Below are 17,867 nucleotides of genomic sequence, written 5' to 3' on the forward strand. Positions count from 1 at the left end.
GATGAGGCGGATCGCGACGGTCGGCGTGTACGGCTTCACGGCCGGAGCCTTCATCGAGACGCTCACCGGTGCTGGCGTGGGGTTGCTGCTCGACCTCCGCCAGCGCCGCGGCGTTCGGGGCCCCGAGTACGCCTGGGCGAACTCGGCGCGGCTGCAGGAGGCGCTCGCCGCGGCGGGGATCGGGTACCGGCACGTGAAGGAACTGGCGCCGACGACCGAGCTGCGCCAGCTCCAGTACCGCGAGGACGACCGCCAGGGCGTGGGCAAGCGCAACCGGGTCGAGCTGGCGCCCGAGTACGCGGAGCGCTACACCCGGGAGATCCTCGACCCGTTCGACCTGGGCGCGCTCGTGGCGCAGCTGCCGAGCGACTCGGCGACCGCGCTCTTCTGCGTGGAGCGCGATCCGGAGGCATGTCACCGCTCACTCGTGGCGGCGCGGCTGCGCGTCGAGCACGGCCTGCCGGTCACCGACCTGCGCCCGGGCTGAGCCAGGTCCATCACCGGGGGTCGTCGGCCCCGGCCCTGATCCGGCGCACGCCCTCTGCGGCCAGCACGGCCAGCCGTTCCAGGCTGTCCAGGTCGGCGAAGTCCATGATCACGTCCGGGCCGTCGGGACCGAACCGGATCGTCGAGGCCTCGCCGCCGTCCCGGTCCACCTCCAGGGTGATCTCCACGCCGGCGTGCACCCCGACGTTCGCGTACACCGAGGGGGAGTCGTTCCTGCCGCTCGCTCCCATGGGCTGCCTCCTGTCTACTAGACATGCTGCTCGTATGGTAGACAGTCGGCAATGCTCCATTCGGGCGACCCGGCTAGGATGTGTCTCATGCCTGTAGCCACCGACGGCGTGACGCCAAGGGCGCGGGCGCTGGCCGCGGCCATTCGCACGATCCGGGAGCGTTCCGGGATCAGCGGACGCAAGCTCAGCGCTCAGCTCGGAATGAGTCACGGCACGGTGTCGCACTGGGAGACCAGCCGGCGGATCCCCACGGTCGAGGACGTCGCGTCCTTCCTCGGGGTGCTCGGCGTCGTTGGCGAGGAGCGGCAACGGATCCTCGACCTGGCCCGCCACGCGGCCGAGCCGAACTGGCTCACCGTGGGCATGCCCGGCATCCCGCAGCAGTTGGCCGGCGCGTGGGAGTGTGAACGCGCGGCATCGGCGATCGTGGAATGGGCGCCGATGATCATCCCCGGCCTATTGCAGACACCCGAGTACGCACGTGCAACCGCCACTGCAAGCGGCTTGTCCGAGCATGAGGTGGAGTCGAGGGTGATGGTCCGGAACAGCCGCCGCGAGGTCATCGAGCGGCGCAGCGACCCCGTGCTGTTCGAGGCGCTGATCGGCGAGGTCGCCCTGCGGGAGGTGATCGGTGGCACCGAGGTGCTGGCCGAGCAACTCCGCTTTCTGGGCAGCATGGCGAAGCGGAAGAACGTGACCGTGCGTGTCATGCCGCTGCGGGTCGGCTGGCATCCCGGGTTCGCCGGGCCGTTCGTGCTGTACGACTTCCCGGACGCGCCGCCGGTCGTGCACTTCGAGCACTACAGCTCAGGTGCGTTCGTGCCCGATGCCGACGACGTGCAGGCATACCGTGGAGCCGTGGAACAGCTCCGCGACAAGGCGATGAGCCCAGCCGCCTCGGCGAGGCTCATCGCGGAGATTGCCAAGGAAATGGAGACGGCGACATGAACGCCATCCAGTGGCGCAAGAGCAGCTATTCCAACCCGAACGGAAACTGCGTCGAGCTGGGTCTCGACTGGCGCAAGAGCAGCTATTCCAACCCGAATGGGGAGTGCGTCGAGTTGGCGGCTGCCGGGTTGGTGCGCGACAGCAAGAACACGGGTGGGCCGGTGCTTCGGGTCGATCTTCCCGCGCTCGTGGCGGCGGTCAAGGTGGGCCGGCTCGACCGCTGACCAACCCCCGCTCCGGTGCGCCGCCGCGGCGGGAGCCCGGATAGCGTGCCGCCATGGTTCGCACCCGGCTCTACCGCGACGGCGCGCTGGCCGCCGAGGACTTTCCGGTCGCCGACGTCGCCGAGCACCTGCGCGATCCGGCCGCCACGGTGTGGGTGGGCATGACCGCGCCGACCCGGGACGATCTCGCCGGCATCGCCGAGGAATTGGGGCTGCACGAGCTGGCCATCGAGGACGCCACCTCGGACCGGCACCAGCGGCCGAAGCTGGACCGCTATGACGGGCACCTGTTCCTGGTCGCCTACCAGACCCGGCTCGACCCGGCCAGCGGCGCGCTGGCCACGCACGAGATCGCCGCGTTCGTCACCGGCAACGCGCTGGTCACCGTGCACCCGGACGCGCACCCCGATGTCGACGGCGTGCTCGCCCGCTGGGACTCGGCCCAGGAGCACGCCGCTGCCGGGGTGGCGTTCCTGCTGCACGGCCTGCTCGACCAGATCGCGGCCACCCAGTTCGACGCCGCCCAGGCCCTCGACGACGAGTTCGAGTCCCTCGAGGACATGGTGTTCGACGACCGCGCCGACCACCGCAGCATCCAGCGCCGCGCCCTACGCCTGCGCAAGAGCCTGACCCGACTCCGTCAGGTGGCCCTGCCCATGCGCGACCTGCTCGCCGACCTGCTCAAACCCGACGCGGTCCCGGGGATCGGCCCGCTCGCCCCGTACTTCCAGGACGTCCACGACCGCGTCCTGCGCACCGCCGAGAACATCCTGTCCCTGCGCGAACTCGTCGCCATCATCCGCGAGACCCAGCTCGGCATCCAGGCCAACCGCCTCAACAGCGTCATGAAGAAGGTCACCAGCTGGGCCGCCATCATCGCCGTCCCCACCGCGATCACCGGCTTCTACGGCCAGAACCTCCCCTACCCCGGCGCCGAGCAACTGTCCGGCTTCTGGGTCTCCACCACCCTCATCGTCCTCCTGTCCGGCGGCCTCTACGTCCTCTTCAAACGCCGCGACTGGCTGTAGCAGAGGACGTAGAGACCCGTCTCCCGGTCAGAAGACCCAGATGCCGTAGGCGGCGAGCACCTCGACCACCGGCTGGAAGAACGTGATTCCGCCGCCGCCGCCCGAGGTGAGGCCGAACGCCCACGGTCCGGCGAACCACGGGCCGCCGCTGTCGCCCGGCGCGGCGACGACGTTGGTCGCGGCCATGTCACCCACGCACCCCTCGGGATAGCAGACGACCTGGCCGAGGGCGAGCACGCCACCGCAGGTCAGGAAGGTGGTGGCGCCGCTCTTGCAGATCGCCATGCCCTGCACCGGCCAGGCCGCGGTGACGATGTCCTGGAACGCGCCGTTCCACAGGTACACGTTGCCCGGCTGGGGCAGCCCGCCGTCGTTGCGGATCAGCCCGAAGTCGTTGCCGGGGAAGCTGAAATGGATGGACGGGCCGTAGAAGCGCCCGGTGGAACCGTCCAGCCACGCCGGGATCGCCCTGGTGCAGTGCCCCGCGGTGATGCCGGTGTTGAACGTGGTGCTGAAACCCAGCGTGCAGACGCCGCCGTTGACGATCGGGAAACCACCGGAGATCAGCTTGCCGAACGTGCCGTTCACCTTCTCGACCCGCACCGCGCCGCCGAACGTGCCCGCGGTGTCCAGCATCCCGGACAGCCCGGCAGCCGGGGCATTCTTGCCGACCCGCAGGACGACCTGGTTCGCCTCGACGTCGATGCCGACCGCGGTGTCGGTCACCTTGGCCGCGGCCAGAGTGTCCCGAATGGACTCGAGTTCCTTCTGGCTGCGCTGGACCACCCGCGTCTCGGCGCCGGCCGCGCGCACCGTGGCCGCGGCCGCCGAGTCCAGGACGTTGACCACGACGGTGTTGTTGGCCTGATCCAGCCAGACTCCGGCGGACCGGGCGCCGAGCGTGCTCGCCAGCCGCTCGCCGAGTTGGATCCTGGCCGGCTGGGAGGCGAGTCGCTGCGCCGCCTCGGCCGGGCTCAGGCCCTGCTCGGCGAACGCGGCGACCGCGGCCGCGGCGACCTCCGGCGCGTAGCCGTCGACCGCCGGCGCGGCCTGCGCCCCGGTGGCCCCCAACGGAACGATGGCCGCGGTCGTCGCGGCCACCACTAACGCACGTACCGCTCTTCTTCGCGTGCGTATCACTGTCACGCACTTCCTTTCCGTGCATCGGCGGCAATCCCGGTGGGAAATGCCCCACCTAGCCGAAGAACGTAGGAACCCGGCATGATCACTACCAGCGATCGGGCCGACACGTAAGGTGCCCGTAACAATCGGATCCGACCATCACGGTCCGGCGCGATCACCCGCACCCGCGCCGTCCCGCGACTACTGTGATCAGTGAGCCGTAACGGTTTCGATGGATGCGCGGGGTCTGGGTGACAGCGAACGGCGATGGTCGGCCGCCCACACCGCAGGGTGTGACGAGCGTGCGGGAGCTGGTCGAACGGCTGCGGCTGCTCCAGGCCTGGTCCGGCATGTCGTACCGGGCGGTGCACCGGGAGGTGGTGCGGGCCCGGGCCGCCCGGGGAGTACCGGAACGGCCGGTGCTGAACACGATCTACCGGTGCTTCCAGCCGGACCGGGCCAGGCTGGACGTGGACCTGGTCACCGACGTGGCCCGCGCGTTGCTCGGCCAGGACGCCGGGGCCGAGCAGTGGCGGCAGGCCTGCTGGGTGGTGGCCGGGCTGGGCAGCGCCGCGGCGATCGTCAGCGTGGCCGACAGCTGGCCGGCCGACCTGCCCTCGTTCGTCGGCCGCCGGGCCGAGCTGGCCACGATCGCCGGGCTGGCCGAGGCCGACCGCGCGGACCCGGCCATCCTGTCGATCACCGGAATGCCCGGCATCGGAAAGACCAGGCTGGCCGTGCACGCCGGGCACAAGCTGATGGCGCGGGGCCGGTTCGCCCGGGTGCGGCTGGCGGTCGACCTGCGCGGCTACGACCCGGACCGCCCGCCCGCCGATCCGGGCGCCGTGCTCGAGGGTTTCCTGCGCCGGCTCGGCCTGCCCGCCGAGCAGATCCAGCACCTCGACCTGGCCGGCCGGGTGGCCAAGTACCGGCAGCTGCTGGCCGGCCGGGATGCGTTGGTGCTGCTGGACAACGCCGCCTCCGCCGACCAGGTCCGGCCGCTGCTGCCGGACGGGCCCGGGTGCTGCGCGCTGATCACCAGCCGGCGCGCCCTGCCCGAGCTGACCGCCGCCCGGCAGCTGCCGCTCGACGTGCTGACCCTGGCCGAGGCCACCACGCTGCTGCGCCGAGCCGGCGCCCCGGTCGACGCCGAGCCCGAGCTGACCGCGCGGATCGCCGCTCTGGTCGGTTATCTGCCGCTGGCGCTGGCCCTGGTCACCGCCCGGATCAAGGCCAACCCCGACTGGACGCTGACCGACCATTTCGAGCGCCTGCTGCACCACCAGCAGAGCCTGCGGGTGGACAGCGGCGTCGAGGTGGCGATCAACCTCTCCTACCGCGACCTCACCGGCGACCAGCAACGCGCCTTCCGGTTGCTGGCCCTGCATCCCGGCACCGAGATCAGCCCGGACGCCGCCGCGGCGCTGATCGGCACCGACGAGCCGGCCGCCCGCCGGCAGCTCGACCAGCTCAGCGCCGCCAGCCTGGTGCAGCGGCCCGGGCCGGACCGGTTCCGGTTCCACAACCTGATCAACACCTTCGCCACCGCCCGCGCGCACGACGAGGATCCGGCCCGCAGCCGGCGCGCCGGACTCGCCCGGCTGGCCAACCACTACCTGTACCTGGCCGGCCGCGCGGTGGACGCGATCTACCCGCACGACCGGCACGGCCGGCCGCGGATCCCCGCCCCGCCGACCGCACCGGACGACCCGCCCGATCCGGCCGCCGCCCGCGGCTGGCTCAACACCGAGCGGGCCAACCTGCTCGCCGTCGCGACGCACCCGGAACTGCCCGGCCCCGCCGCGGTGGCCTTCTCCGCCACCCTGCACCGGCATCTGGCGATGACCTGCCAGTATCCGGACGCGACGCTGTTGCACGAGCACGCGATCGGCGCAGCGCGGCGCAGCGCCGACCGGGCCGGCGAGGCCGGCGCGCTGGTCAGCCTCGGCGATCTGTACCAGCGCACCGGCCACTACGAGCAGGCGGTCGACCACCTCAGCACCGGCCTTGCCATCGCCCGCGATCTGTCCGATGTGGACATCGAGGGCCGGGCGCTGTTCCACCTCGGCTTCATCTGCCTGCTCAGCGGCCGCTACGAGCGCGGTGCCGAGTACAACCGGGCGGCGCTGGCCTGCATGCGCGCCACCGGAAACCGGTTCGGCGAGGCCCGGGCACTCGGCAACCTCGGCTGCGCGTACCAGATGACCGGGCAGTTGGACCTGGCCGCCGACCACCTCCGGCAGACCCTTGCGCTGTGCCGGGATCTCGACGACCAGGAGGGCGAGGCCCGGGTGCTGGACGACCTTGGCACGATCTACCGGCTGACCGGGCGGCCCGAGCGGGCGGCCGAACACCACAGCGCGGCCCTCGAACTGCTCCGCGAGGTCGGCGACCGGGAGGGCGAGGCCTGCGCGCTGGACAACCTGGGCCTGGTCTGTCAGGAGAACGGCCGGCTCGACCGCGCCGCCGAGCACCACCGGGCGGCGCTGGCCATCTCCCGGGACATCGGCGACCGGGACGACGAGGCCCGCGCGCTGAACAACCTCGGCACCGTGTGCCGGCGATCCGGCCGGTACGCGCAGGCCGAGGAGCACCACCGCACGGCGCTGCGGCTCTCCACCGAGCTCGGCGACCCGGGCGGACAGGCCAAGGCGCTCAACGGACTGGGCGAACTCGCCCTGGCCACCGGGGATCTGGCCCAGGCGCTGCGCGCGCACGCCGACGCCCACCAGTACGCCAGCAAGATCGGTCACCGGCAGGAGCAGGCCCGGGCCGACGACGGACTCGGGCACGCCCACCACGGTCTGGGCAACCACGAGCAGGCCCGGGAGCACTGGACCCGCGCGCTGGGCGTGTACGAGGAGTTCGGCTTTCCCGAGGCGGACGGCATTCGCGCCCGGCTGGCCACCCGCTGACGGGTGTTCGAAGTCGTTCGAAGTCACCGATCGGCCGGGCCCGCTCGGTAAGGCTGTGGTGCCGGGCCGGTCCGGTCCGGCTCCTCACCGGTTGACCGCCGGTGCGACTTCGGGAGGTTCACATGCGCCGTCACCTGAAGTACGTGCTCAGCTCCTTCGCCGCGACGCTGTTCGTGGCCGGCGTGGGCTGACGTACGAACGCGGCCGGCGCGGTACCGCCTTTCCCGCGCCGGCCGCCCTTTCGGAGGAGTGAGTCATGTTGGACACGGCGTGGCGGCAGCTCCGGCACGGGTGGTCGGTGACGACCACCCGGCGAATCCGGGTCGCCGACCTGCATGCGCTGATCACCCACGTGCGCGCCACGGTCGCCGAGTTCGGCCGGTTGAACCGCGATCAGCTGTTGGAGGCGCTTGGCGCGGCACCCGACCCGGAGTTCCGCCGGTCCCTTGACGAGCGGCGCTGGCGGGCGGTGGTGCGCAAGGCGTACGAGGAGACGACGTTCTACCGCCAGGCGTTGGACCGGTTGGGGTTGCGGCCCGCCGACCTGACCCTGGACCGGATCGCCGAGCTGCCGCCGACCCCGAAGGCGGTGCTGCGCGCGCTGCCCGAGGCGTTCGTGAGCGCGCGCGCCGACGTCGCGCTGCAGGCGTTCACCACCGGGACCACCGGCATCCCGACCTCGTGCTGGTTCTCCGCGTACGAGCTGGATCTCGCCGCCGGGTACGGCGCGCTGTCGCTGATGATCAACGTCGGGGTCGAGACCCGGGACGTCCTGGCGCTGTTCACCAGCTCGCGGGCGGTGCTCGGCGGGCACACGCTGCTCCAGGCCGCCCGGCTGGCCGGGGCCGGCACGGTGGTGTGCGGGACGATCGACCCGGCCGAGGCGCTGTCCCGGCTGGCCACGCCGGTGCACGTGCCGAAGAAGAAACCCCGGATCAGCCTGATCTCGGTGGTGCCGAGCTACCTGAGCCTGTTGGTGCGCACCGGAGAGCGGCTCGGCTACACCGCCGCGGACTTCGGCGTCGAGCGGATCCTGTGCGGCGGCGAGATCCTCACCGACGCGCTGCGGGCGCGGGCCCGGGCCTTCTTCGGGGCCGAGATCCAGGAGACCTTCGCCATGACCGAGGTGTTTCCGTTCGGCGGTCAGGTGTGCTCGCACGGACACCTGCACTACAACGCCGATCACGGGCTGGTCGAGGTGCTCGATCCGGACGGGTTCACGCCGACCGCGCCCGGCGAGGTCGGCACGCTCGTGATCACCCCGTTCCCGCCGTACCGCGAGACGACCGTGGTGCTCCGGCTGAACACCGGGGACCTGGTGCGCACGCTGGCCGGCGAGCCGGACTGTGAGCTGGCCGGGCAGCCGGCCACCTCCCGGCTGCTCGGCAAGGCGGCGCTCACCACCCGGACCGGCGATCGTCCGCTGTACCAACGCGAGGTGCTCGAGTTGCTCGAGGCGCACCCGGAGCTGCCGGCTCCGGTGCGCTACGGCATCGAGGCCGCCGACGACGGGTTCGATCTGCACGTGCACGGGCCCGAGGACGCGGTCCTGTTGGCGGAGCTGGAAAAGCACGCCGCCGACGCCGGCCTGCCGGTGCGCAAGATCGTGCTGCACCGGGCGCCGGACGAGGTGCCGCTGCCCGCGTTCAACCGGGCGCTGCTGCACGAGACGACCGTGGTGCGCGACGAGGAGACCGGGACATGGGCGCTGCGGTGAACTGGCTGGCGCTGTGCGCCGCGACGGCGGTCATCCTGCTGGCCGCATGGCAGTACTTCCGCCGGGTCCAGGTGGATCGCCCACCGGTCGGCGTGTTCAACCTGCGCGACGTGGCGTTCACCTTCGGAGTGCTGATCATCATTCCGCCGCTGTATCTCGACCTGCCCGCCTGGCTGGTCGGCTCGATCCTGGTGCTGACCGCCACCGGCCTGATCTTCCTGACCACACGTCCCATGTTCGGCGGACGGATCGCAATCGCGATCGCCGGTGGACTGGCCGTCGGTGAGGTGGTGCTCACCACCCGGGGGTATGGCCAGTCCACCGCGTTCGTCGTGCTCAACGACATCGCCATCGCACTGCTGGTGGTCGGCGTCTGCAACATCTGGGCGCAGAGCGGCGTCCGCGCCCGTGACGTCGCCGTCTTCGCCTGCGCCGTCAGTGTTTTCGACCTCGTGGCGGTCTGGCTGATGCCGCTGATGCTGGAGTTCTTCAGCCAGGTGCGCGCGCTGCCGTTCGCCCCGATGCTCGCGGTCGGCACCGGGGACGCCGCGGTCGTGCTCGGCCTCGGCGATCTGCTGTTCGTCGTGCTCTGGCCGCTGGTCGCGGTGAAGGCGTTCGGCGGCCGGGCCGGTCTGGTCGCCGCGGCCGGCACCCTCGGCTGTGTGGTGGCGCTGGCCATCGCCTTCAGTACCAACGTGTTCACCGTCGCGGTGCCGGCCATGGTGTTCGTCGCCCCGGTGATCGTGGTGCAGTACCTGCTGCTGCGCCGGCGTCATCCGGCCGAGCGCAGCACCGGCGAGTACCGGGGCACCGTCCACACCGGCACCCTGCCCCCGGTCCCCGACCTCACCGCCGCACTGGCGGTCGCCGAGTCCGGCAACCGCCGACCCGCCCGGTTCCTCGCCGTGCACCACGACGGCACGGTGCTCGGAACCGGGTCCACACCCGGCGCCGCGAGCAGAGCCGCACGAGCGGCGGCGCCGGATGTCACCCCGGTCCTGGTGCTCGACTCACCCTGGCGAGGACCGTGATCGGCACCAGCTACCGCTGACCGGGGGTGCGTTTCCCGGTGGCCGCGTTAAGACCTCCCCCGATGCGGCCGCCGGGAAACCCTCGACCGGTGTCGTGCCTGGTAGGCCGTTCGGCGGCTGACCCATGGTGATCAGTCCCGTACCTTCGGTAACGCCGTCCGGGCGATTCCTCCCGCTCCGGGCGTTCCCTGCGCATTCCGGAGGTAGTTCATGCTGCGTACCCGACGCCGCCTGCTGGCCGGCGCCGCGCTCGGCGCGGTGCTGGTCCTCGCTCCGGTGGCCCCGGCCCAGGCCGCGGCTCCCGGTGAGTCGGCCTACCTTGTTCAGCTCACCGCAACCCTGACCGACGCCCAGCGCGCCGAGCTGGCGAAGACCGGCGCCCGGCTCGGCGGCTACCTGCCCGAGAACACCTACGTGGTGGGGATGAGCGACACCGCGAGAAGATCAGTCGAACGGCTCGGCTTCGTCCGCTCGGTCAGCGAGTACCAACCGGCGGCCAAGCTCGACGCGGCGGCGGCGCTGACCGCGTTCGCCCGCCCGGCGCAGTACCTGATCACGCTCCTCGACCGCGATCCGGCCGGCCAGCGCACGGTCGCCGACCGGATCCGCCGCACCGGCGGTGCCCTCGACGTGATCTCGGAGAGCGGCCGGCACCTGCTGGCCACGCTGGACCCGGGGCAGGTCGCCGCGGTCACCCGGCTGCCCGAGGTGCTCGCCGTCGGCGCGGTTTCCGCGCCGGAGACCGACATGAGCATCGCCCGCGAGGCCACCGGGGCGAACTACCTGGAGACCGTGCGCGGCTACCGCGGCCAGGGCGTGCGCGCCGAGGTGATGGATCTCGGCCTGCGCACCACGCACCAGGAGTTCCGCGCTCGGCCGGTGCTGCTGCACGGTCCGAACTCGACGAACACCAGCCACGGAACGTCGACCTACGGCCAGATCTTCGCCGCCGGCGTGAGCGCCACCCGGCGCGGCGTGCTGCCCGAGGGCCAGGGCCTGTTCGCCACCAGCAGCCGGCCGGACCGCTACGCGCACACCCGCGAGCTGGTCACCCCGACCGGCCCGTACCGGGCGGTGTTCCAGAGCAACAGCTGGGGTTCCAGCCTCACCACCGCCTACACGTCCATCTCGGCCGCCATGGACACCATCGTGTTCGACCTGGACATCCTGATCTGCCAGTCGCAGAGCAACGCCGGCACGCGCAGCTCCCGCCCGCAGGCGTGGGCAAAGAACGTGTTGTCGGTCGGCGGTCAGTTCCACCGCAACACGCTCAGCCGCACCGATGACGCGTGGGGCGGCGGCGCCAGCATCGGCCCGGCCGCCGACGGCCGGATCAAGCCGGACCTGTCGAACTACTACGACCAGATCGACACCACATCGTCCACAAGCGACACTTCGTACACGCCGTCGTTCGGCGGCACCAGCGGCGCGACCCCGATCACGTGTGGCAACGCCGGGCTGCTGTTCCAGATGTGGGCCGACGGCGTGTTCGACGGCGCCCCCGGCAAGGGCCGCGACGTGTTCGCCAGCCGGCCGCACGCCGCCACCGCCAAGGCGCTGCTGGTCAACTCCGCCACCCAGTACCCGTTCTCCGGCACCACGCACGACATGACCCGTACGCACCAGGGCTGGGGCACGGTCAACGTCCGCGCGCTGCACGACCTCGCCGCGGCGAACGGCTGGCGACTTCCCGTCCTGGTCAACGAAACCGATCTGGTCACCACCGGGCAGACCCGGCGCTACACGGTCACCCGCAACGGTTCCCAGCCGCTCAAGGCGACCATGGTCTACACCGACCCGGCCGGCACGCCCGGCGCCGCCGTGGCCCGGGTCAACGACCTGACCCTGCGGGTCACCGCGCCGAACGGGACCGTCTACTTCGGAAACAACGGCCTCAACACGGGAGTCTGGTCCACCTCCGGCGGCAGCGCCAACACCGTGGACACGGTGGAGAACGTCTTCGTCCAGACCCCCGCCGCGGGCACCTGGACCATCGACGTGATCGCCACCCAGATCAACGCCGACGGCCATCCCGAAACGGCCGCCACCGACGCGGACTTCGCCCTCGTCGTCTCCTGACCCCACGCACCCGGCGCCGGCACGTCCCTCGCGGATGTGCCGGCGCCGTTGGTCCATCCGGCGCTAGTGGGGGAATGGATCAGCGGCGACGATGGGCGTTCCGGGTGGATGGTGTTGGGGAGCTGCGATGGCTGATCGGAATGGGCGGCCGGACTATGTGCTTCGCCTGCTGGAGCTGTTCGCCGAGTTCGGTGACCGGGAGGCGATCGTCGGGGTGGGTTGGCCGGGCCGGTGGAGCTATGCGCAGATCCGGGCCATGGTGCTCGATTTCGCCGGGCGGCTGCGGGATGGCGGGTACCGGCCGGGAATGACCGTCGCGGTGGTCGTGGCGCATCCGCCGGAAGCCGCGCCGCTGCAGTTCGCGTTGCACCTGCTCGGCTGCCGTACCGCGTGGATCCAGGCGGACATGCCGCGCCGGGACATCGACCGGTACCTCGAGCTGGCCCGGCCGGACCGGCTGATCTACGACACCCGGACCCGGCACGGCAAGGTCGGCGCCGCGCTGGCCGAGCGGCTCGGCGTTGCGGTGCACTGCTTCGGGCCGGACGGGCTGGGTCCGGACCTGCTGGCACCCGCGGCGCGAACCGGGCAGCCGTTCGATCCGGGCACCGCCACCGGCAGCCCGGAGGCGATCTTCCAGACCACCGGCACCACCGGCGTCGCCAAGCTGATCAGGCACGGTCCCGGGCTCTACGACCAGATGCTCGACCTGGCCGACGAGTGGGCGCGGACCGAGGAAACCCAGCTGCGCCAGTTCGTTCTCACCCCGATGTGGCACGCCGCCGGGCAGGCGATCGCGCTGCTCACGCTCGGCAGCGGGGGCGTGCTGTACGTCCTGTTCCAGTTCATCGCCCCGGACTACCTCACGGCGATCGAGACCCACCGGCCCGCCTCGGTGCACATCTCGCCGCTGATGCTGACCGAGCTGCTCGACCATCCCGCGCTCGACAGCACCGACCTGAGCAGCGTCGAGATCATCAACGTCGGCGGTTCCGCGGTGGCGTCGGCCCGGTTGCGCGAGGCGAACGACCGGATCGGCCCGGTCGTGCAGATCGCCTACGGCCTGTCCGAACTGCCCTACATCGCCTCCTACCGGGGCATCACCGAGGATCCGGCGCATCCGGACCGGCTGGGCGCGTGCGGTCAGCCGTACGGCGACGTGCGCGTCGAGGTGCGGGACGAGGCCGGCGCCGTGCTGCCGCCCGGCCGGGTCGGCGAGCTGTGGGCGGCGAGCCGGCTGGCCTTCCTCGGCTATCTCGGCCAGCCCGAGCTGACCGCGGAGTCCCTTGTGGACGGTTGGGTGCGGACCCGCGATCACGGCTATCTCGACGAGGACGGTTACCTCCATCTCGTCGGCCGCACCCAGGACATGATCGTCACCGGGCTCGGCGGCGACCGGATCTTCCCGCGGCTCATCGAGGAGGCCATCGCCGAGCACCCGGCGGTGCGCGCCGCGGTGGTGATCGGCGTTCCGCACGCCGAGCTCGGCGAGGCGGCCCACGCGTTCGTGGTCACCGGCGCGACCCCGGTGACCGCGGCGGAACTGACCGGGCTGGTGCACGATCGGCTCGGCCGGATGTCGGTGCCGCAGTCGTTCGAGTTCGTCGACGACCTGCCGCGGACCAGCAACGGCAAGGTGGACGTCAAGGCGCTTCGGGCCGGTTGGGACGCGGCACACGGCCTGACCCGATCGGGGTGAGCGTGCGCCGCCGGGCCGGGCTCGTCGCCCTGCTGGCCGCGAGCGTGATCTCGACGCTCGGCAGCATGATGTCCCTGGTGGCCGTGCCGTGGCTGGTGCTGGTCACCACCGGCCGCCCGGCGGACATGGGGCTGGTCGTCGCGGCGGCGATGGTCCCGTACCTCGCGTCCAGCGTGTTGGGCGCGCCGCTCGCCGACCGCCTGGGAATGCGGTTGACCGCGGTCATCGCCGACACGGTCAGCGCCATCGCCACCGCGGTGATCGCGATCAGCCCGGACATCGGGCTGCCCGCGATCGCCGCCATGGTCGGGCTTTCCGGGCTGGTTCGCGGTGCCGGGGACCGGACCAAGCACGTGCTGCTCCGCCCGGCCGCCGAAGCGGCCGGCGTCGCCATCCCCCGGGTGACCAGCGTCTACGACGGGCTGAGCAACATCGCCACGCTGGCCGGTGCACCGCTTGGCGGTCTGATCGTTTACTGGGTCGGCCCGCAGGGCGCGGTGCTGGTCGACGCCGTGTCCTTCGCGCTGTCCGCGGTCCTGGTCGCGGCGCTGACCCGGCCGGCGCTCGAGCCGGCGCGCGAGCCCGACGCCGAGCGGTACCTGCCGGCGCTGCTGGCCGGCACCCGGCAACTCGGCCGGGACGGGCTGCTGCTCATCATGGTGGGCACGGTGTTCTTCGCCAACGTGGTCAACCAGGCGACCGGTTCGCTGTTCATCCCGTTGTGGGTGTCCGAGGTGCTGCACTCGCCGGCCGCGCTCGGCACGGTGTTCGGCGCGGTCTCGGCCGGGGCGGTGCTCGGCAACCTGGTGTTCACGGCGCTGGCCGTGAAGCTGTCGCACTACCTCGTGTTCGCCGTCGGCATGGCGATCAGCGGCGCGCCCCGGGTGCTCGTGCTCGGCGTCAGCGACAGCCTCACCGTGGTGCTGACCGTGTCGTTCCTCTGCGGGTTCGCGGTGGCCGGGGTGAACCCGATCTTCGGCGCGAAGCTGTACGAGCGGGTGCCGGAACGGTTCCAGACCAGGGTCTTCGGCCTGGTCGCCGCGATCGCCTACGCGGGGTTCCCGATCGGCGGCCTGCTCGGCGGCTGGGCGGTGGCCGGGTTGGGCCTGCGCACGACGATCCTGATCGCCGGCGGCCTGTATCTGGTGGCCACCATCGTTCCGCTGGTTCGGTACCGGGCGATTCAGACCCGGTGCGCCCCGGTCCGGGACGCACCGGCCACAAAAAAGTAGGGACCGACAGAATCGTTCGGTTCGCGCCGGTCCATGGACATAGGAAACTAGGCGGAGCCGTTGGTGTTGTTGCGCATGGGATACCTCCCTTGTCGGTTACCGTGACACAGCGTGGCGACCGATCACACCGCCCGCCACCTGATGAAACGTAGTTCCGGGCCTGGGCGAAGTAAATAGCCCGAATAGCCGGCAGAACGGCGACCGAATATCGCACCCGACAATAGTCCCGGCGATCATGCGAAATCCGGCGGTCCTCAGTAGAATACCGGCGCTAACCGGTCAGGACGACCTTTTCGGCGACCAGTTCGAAGGACCGGGTCCGGTCGGCAAGGTCGGGCACCATGGTGGTGATCATCAGCTCGGCGGCCCCGGTGCGGGCGAGCAGGTCGGCCAGCCGGCGGCGCACCGTGTCCGGTGCGCCGATCGCCTGGTCGGCCCAGCGGTCCTCGATGAACGCGCGGTTCAGCTCGGTGTACGGGTAGGCGGCCGCCTGCTCCGGCGTGGTCAGCGGCTCCGGCGTGCCGGACCGGAGCTTGAGGAACGCCAAAGCGGCGGGACCGGCCAGCCAGCGGGCCCGTTCGTCGGTCTCGGCGGCCACGACGTTGACCGCGATCTTGGCGTACGGCTCGGACAGCCAGCGCGACGGGCGGAAGCTGCGGCGGTAGAGCTCGAGCGCGGGCACGGTGTTGCGCGCGCTGAAGTGGTGGGCGAAGGAGAACGGCAGACCGAGCAGCCCGGCCAGCTCGGCGCTGAACCCGCTCGAGCCCAGCAGCCAGATGGCCGGCTCGTCACCCCGGCCGGGCGTGGCCACGATGCCGTCGACCTCGCCCTCGAAGTAGCCGATCAGTTCGGCCAGCTCACGCGGAAAACCGTCGGCCGAGAGCCCGGCCATGGTGCGCCGCAGGGCAAGCGCGGTGCGCTGGTCGGTACCCGGGGCCCGGCCGATGCCCAGATCGATCCGGCCCGGATGCAGGGCTTCCAGCGTGCCGAACTGCTCGGCGACCACCAGGGGCGAATGGTTCGGCAACATCACCCCGCCCGCCCCCACCCGGATCCGGGACGTGGCCGCGGCCAGGTGCGCGATCAGCACCGCGGGCGACGAGCTGGCGATCGACGGCATGTTGTGGTGCTCGGCCACCCACACCCGCCGAAACCCCAGCTCCTCGACCCGCCGGGCCAGCTCCGTCGTGCTGCGCAACGCCTCCCCGGCACTCACCCCCACCGCCCTCGGCGCCAACTCGAGCACGGACATCGGCACATCGCTCACATACCCGGTCAACCGCGGCCGGCCCCACCGGATTCCCGGAGGTCCGGTTGCGACCCGGTCGGCCACTGTGGACCGCGACGACACCCACGGTGGCCGAGCACGACCGCACGGTCATCCGGCGCTGAGCGCGCCGTGATCGCCGGCGAGTGACGCGAGGCCGCTGCGCGCGCGGGCCTGCTCGTCCCGGTCGCGCGTCTCGGCGGTGATCGCCAGCGCGAGCGTGTGATGGGTGCGCGCGTCGGCTGTTCTGCCTGCGGCGCGCAGGGACTCACCGAGGCCGTTGTGCGCGGCGGCTTCGCCGTAGCGGTGACCGATCTCGCGGAACAGGTAGCGACCGAACGCCTCCTCGATGATCCCGAGGTTGGTCAGCGCGCGGGCCTCGCCGCTCTGATCACCGGACGCCCGGAAGTGGTGCAGGGCCTGCCGCTGGCACCGGACCGCGGGCGCATGCCGGCCCAGGCGGCCGAGCACGCTGCCGAGGGAGCAGGTCCAACCCGACGCGCCTTGCGCCGTGCCGGGCAACCAGTCCGGCCAGGCTGTCCCGACTGGTGACCACGACCACGCAGGTCGGGGTGCCCGGAAGCAACGGCCGGACCTGCGCCACCGTAGCGGCGTTGTCCAGCACGATCAGGATCCGCCGCGACGCGATCGCCGTGCGGTACCGGGCGGCGCGGTCATCGATGTCCAGCGGGACGTCCTGGCTCGGAACACCGAGCGCGGTCAGGAATCGGGTCAGGACGTCCCCGGCCGCCAAGGGACGATCGGCGTCGTAGCCCCGCAGGTTGACGAAGAGCTGTCCGTCGGGGAACCGGTCCCGCACCCGCTGCGCCCAGCGCACGGCCAGCGCGGTCTTGCCCACTCCCGCGGTTCCGGAGATCACCGTGATGACCGGTGCGGCCGAATCTCCGGCCACCGGCGGATCGGCGGTCAGCAGCTTGTCGAGTTCGACGAGTTCCTCGGTGCGGCCGGTGAAGTCGGACACGTCCGCGGGCAGTTGGGCCGCCACCGCGGCCGGATCGGTACCGGGGATTCCGCCGTCGCGCAGCAGTTCCGCATAGGTCGCCGCCAGCTCTGGTCCCGGCTCGACGCCGAGTTCCTCCACCAGCCGGCCGCGCGTCTCGTGGTAGACGGTGAACGCCTTCGACCGCTGCCCGATCGCCAGATACGCCCGGACCAGCAGCGCCGTCACGGCCTCGTCCAGCGGCTGGGCGGCGGCGGCTTCCTCAAGCGCGGCAACGGTATCCGCCGCCGCGCCGAGCTCGATCATCAGCTCGGCGTACCGGACGAGCGCGGCCTGCCGCTCTCCGGTCAGCGAGACGATCTTGGGATGAGCCGCGAGGAAGGGAACGTCGCACAGTGGCGGTCCCTGCCACATCGCCAGCCCCAGGCCGAGGAGTGCCGCCGCGCGCCGGGGATCCCCGTCCCGCCGGGCCAGACCGGCCGCGGTGACCAGCCGCCGGAACCGCAGCACGTCGACTCCGTCGACGGGCACCCGAAGCGCGTAACCGTCGCCAACCGCCGGCAGCACCGCGCTTCTCGTGCGCGCCGGCCGATCCGGCTCCAACAACCGCCGCAGATGTTTGACGTAGGTCTGGATCACATTCACCGCACTCGATGGCGGCCGGTCGTTCCACAGCGCCTCGATCAGCTCCGCCCGGGACAACGGCTGGCCGCCCGCCAAGGCCAGCAGTCCAAGAACCGCCCGCTGCTTTGCCGCCCCCACAACGATGTTCTTGCCCTCGCGCCACAGACAGATCGGACCCAACAACTGAATCCGCACAGCCCCAGCCCCGCTTCCCCCGCCGCAAGTCGCATCTAACTCGACCAGAGCCGCTTGGGCCAGCGTGCATTCGTCGTAATCCTCGGCC

The 17,867-nt window shown here is 71.7% G+C and carries 15 protein-coding genes; 10 read left to right on the plus strand and 5 right to left on the minus strand.

What is annotated here, in order from left to right; genetic code table 11:
• Position 1 precedes the first annotated feature (1 nt).
• A complete protein-coding gene (locus VFV67_RS22330) occupies positions 2–487 on the plus strand; it encodes a DUF488 domain-containing protein (RefSeq protein WP_326472555.1) in 486 nt (161 codons plus the stop codon).
• A gap of 10 nt (positions 488–497) precedes the next feature.
• On the opposite strand, the gene VFV67_RS22335 is transcribed toward VFV67_RS22330, so the two are convergent.
• On the minus strand, positions 498–737 hold the full coding sequence (locus VFV67_RS22335; protein ID WP_326472556.1) for a hypothetical protein: 240 nt from the start codon (positions 735–737) through the stop codon (positions 498–500).
• Between the two features lie 87 nt (positions 738–824).
• Here VFV67_RS22335 and VFV67_RS22340 point away from each other — a divergent pair, with 87 nt between their 5' ends.
• From VFV67_RS22340 to VFV67_RS22350, 3 genes are read left to right on the plus strand one after another with little or no spacing between them, the layout of a single operon-like run.
• Positions 825–1,685: a helix-turn-helix transcriptional regulator gene (locus VFV67_RS22340; protein ID WP_326472557.1), complete on the plus strand. Its 861-nt coding sequence runs from the start codon at positions 825–827 to the stop codon at positions 1,683–1,685.
• Positions 1,682–1,909 (plus strand): DUF397 domain-containing protein, encoded by a 228-nt coding sequence (locus VFV67_RS22345; RefSeq protein WP_326472558.1) that lies wholly within the window; start codon positions 1,682–1,684, stop codon positions 1,907–1,909. Before VFV67_RS22340 ends, VFV67_RS22345 begins: the two co-directional genes overlap by 4 nt.
• A 53-nt stretch (positions 1,910–1,962) precedes the next feature.
• The gene (locus VFV67_RS22350; RefSeq protein WP_326472559.1) at positions 1,963–2,937 is read left to right on the plus strand and encodes a magnesium transporter CorA family protein; all 975 of its coding nucleotides are present in this window, start codon (positions 1,963–1,965) and stop codon (positions 2,935–2,937) included.
• A 27-nt stretch (positions 2,938–2,964) separates the two neighbouring features.
• On the opposite strand, the gene VFV67_RS22355 is transcribed toward VFV67_RS22350, so the two are convergent.
• Complete coding sequence (locus VFV67_RS22355) at positions 2,965–4,038, minus strand: S1 family peptidase (RefSeq protein ID WP_326472560.1); 1,074 nt, start codon at positions 4,036–4,038, stop codon at positions 2,965–2,967.
• Between the two features lie 314 nt (positions 4,039–4,352).
• On the opposite strand from VFV67_RS22355, the gene VFV67_RS22360 reads away from it, so the two are divergent.
• The 6 genes from VFV67_RS22360 to VFV67_RS22385 all read left to right on the plus strand — a co-directional run bounded on the left by VFV67_RS22360 (position 4,353) and on the right by VFV67_RS22385 (position 14,732).
• Positions 4,353–6,974: an ATP-binding protein gene (locus VFV67_RS22360; RefSeq protein ID WP_326472561.1), complete on the plus strand. Its 2,622-nt coding sequence runs from the start codon at positions 4,353–4,355 to the stop codon at positions 6,972–6,974.
• A gap of 256 nt (positions 6,975–7,230) precedes the next feature.
• The gene (locus VFV67_RS22365; RefSeq protein ID WP_326472562.1) at positions 7,231–8,691 is read left to right on the plus strand and encodes a phenylacetate--CoA ligase family protein; all 1,461 of its coding nucleotides are present in this window, start codon (positions 7,231–7,233) and stop codon (positions 8,689–8,691) included.
• Positions 8,676–9,722, plus strand: a complete 1,047-nt coding sequence (locus tag VFV67_RS22370) for a hypothetical protein (RefSeq protein ID WP_326472563.1) — start codon at positions 8,676–8,678, stop codon at positions 9,720–9,722. Before VFV67_RS22365 ends, VFV67_RS22370 begins: the two co-directional genes overlap by 16 nt.
• Before the next feature lie 210 nt (positions 9,723–9,932).
• Positions 9,933–11,801 (plus strand): S8 family serine peptidase, encoded by a 1,869-nt coding sequence (locus tag VFV67_RS22375; RefSeq protein WP_326472564.1) that lies wholly within the window; start codon positions 9,933–9,935, stop codon positions 11,799–11,801.
• 127 nt (positions 11,802–11,928) lie between these two features.
• Entirely contained in the window at positions 11,929–13,500 is a 1,572-nt protein-coding gene (locus VFV67_RS22380) for an AMP-binding protein (protein WP_326472565.1), read from the plus strand.
• On the plus strand, positions 13,497–14,732 hold the full coding sequence (locus VFV67_RS22385; protein WP_326472566.1) for an MFS transporter: 1,236 nt from the start codon (positions 13,497–13,499) through the stop codon (positions 14,730–14,732). Before VFV67_RS22380 ends, VFV67_RS22385 begins: the two co-directional genes overlap by 4 nt.
• 271 nt (positions 14,733–15,003) lie before the next feature.
• On the opposite strand, the gene VFV67_RS22390 is transcribed toward VFV67_RS22385, so the two are convergent.
• From VFV67_RS22390 to VFV67_RS22400, 3 genes are all read right to left on the minus strand, one after another.
• Entirely contained in the window at positions 15,004–15,990 is a 987-nt protein-coding gene (locus VFV67_RS22390; RefSeq protein ID WP_326472570.1) for an LLM class flavin-dependent oxidoreductase, read from the minus strand.
• Between the two features lie 120 nt (positions 15,991–16,110).
• Positions 16,111–16,470 carry a hypothetical protein gene (locus tag VFV67_RS22395; protein ID WP_326472567.1) on the minus strand — a complete coding sequence of 120 codons (360 nt, stop codon included), beginning with the start codon at positions 16,468–16,470 and terminating at the stop codon, positions 16,111–16,113.
• Positions 16,391–17,764, minus strand: coding sequence for an AfsR/SARP family transcriptional regulator (locus VFV67_RS22400; protein ID WP_326472568.1), 1,374 nt, complete (start codon positions 17,762–17,764; stop codon positions 16,391–16,393). Before VFV67_RS22400 ends, VFV67_RS22395 begins: the two co-directional genes overlap by 80 nt.
• Positions 17,765–17,867 lie beyond the last annotated feature (103 nt).

Origin of the sequence: Actinophytocola sp. (genome assembly GCF_035762905.1) — a bacterium.
Lineage (GTDB): Bacteria > Actinomycetota > Actinomycetes > Mycobacteriales > Pseudonocardiaceae > DASYTH01.

Excerpts from the sequence above, each read along its gene's own strand:
- VFV67_RS22365 (WP_326472562.1), top strand. The coding sequence starts at position 7,231 with ATGTTGGACACGGCGTGGCGGCAGCTCCGGCACGGGTGGTCGGTGACG.
- VFV67_RS22350 (WP_326472559.1), top strand. The coding sequence starts at position 1,963 with ATGGTTCGCACCCGGCTCTACCGCGACGGCGCGCTGGCCGCCGAGGAC.
- VFV67_RS22375 (WP_326472564.1), top strand. The coding sequence starts at position 9,933 with ATGCTGCGTACCCGACGCCGCCTGCTGGCCGGCGCCGCGCTCGGCGCG.
- VFV67_RS22335 (WP_326472556.1), bottom strand. The coding sequence starts at position 737 with ATGGGAGCGAGCGGCAGGAACGACTCCCCCTCGGTGTACGCGAACGTC.
- VFV67_RS22345 (WP_326472558.1), top strand. The coding sequence starts at position 1,682 with ATGAACGCCATCCAGTGGCGCAAGAGCAGCTATTCCAACCCGAACGGA.
- VFV67_RS22380 (WP_326472565.1), top strand. The coding sequence starts at position 11,929 with ATGGCTGATCGGAATGGGCGGCCGGACTATGTGCTTCGCCTGCTGGAG.
- VFV67_RS22330 (WP_326472555.1), top strand. The coding sequence starts at position 2 with ATGAGGCGGATCGCGACGGTCGGCGTGTACGGCTTCACGGCCGGAGCC.
- VFV67_RS22370 (WP_326472563.1), top strand. The coding sequence starts at position 8,676 with ATGGGCGCTGCGGTGAACTGGCTGGCGCTGTGCGCCGCGACGGCGGTC.
- VFV67_RS22340 (WP_326472557.1), top strand. The coding sequence starts at position 825 with ATGCCTGTAGCCACCGACGGCGTGACGCCAAGGGCGCGGGCGCTGGCC.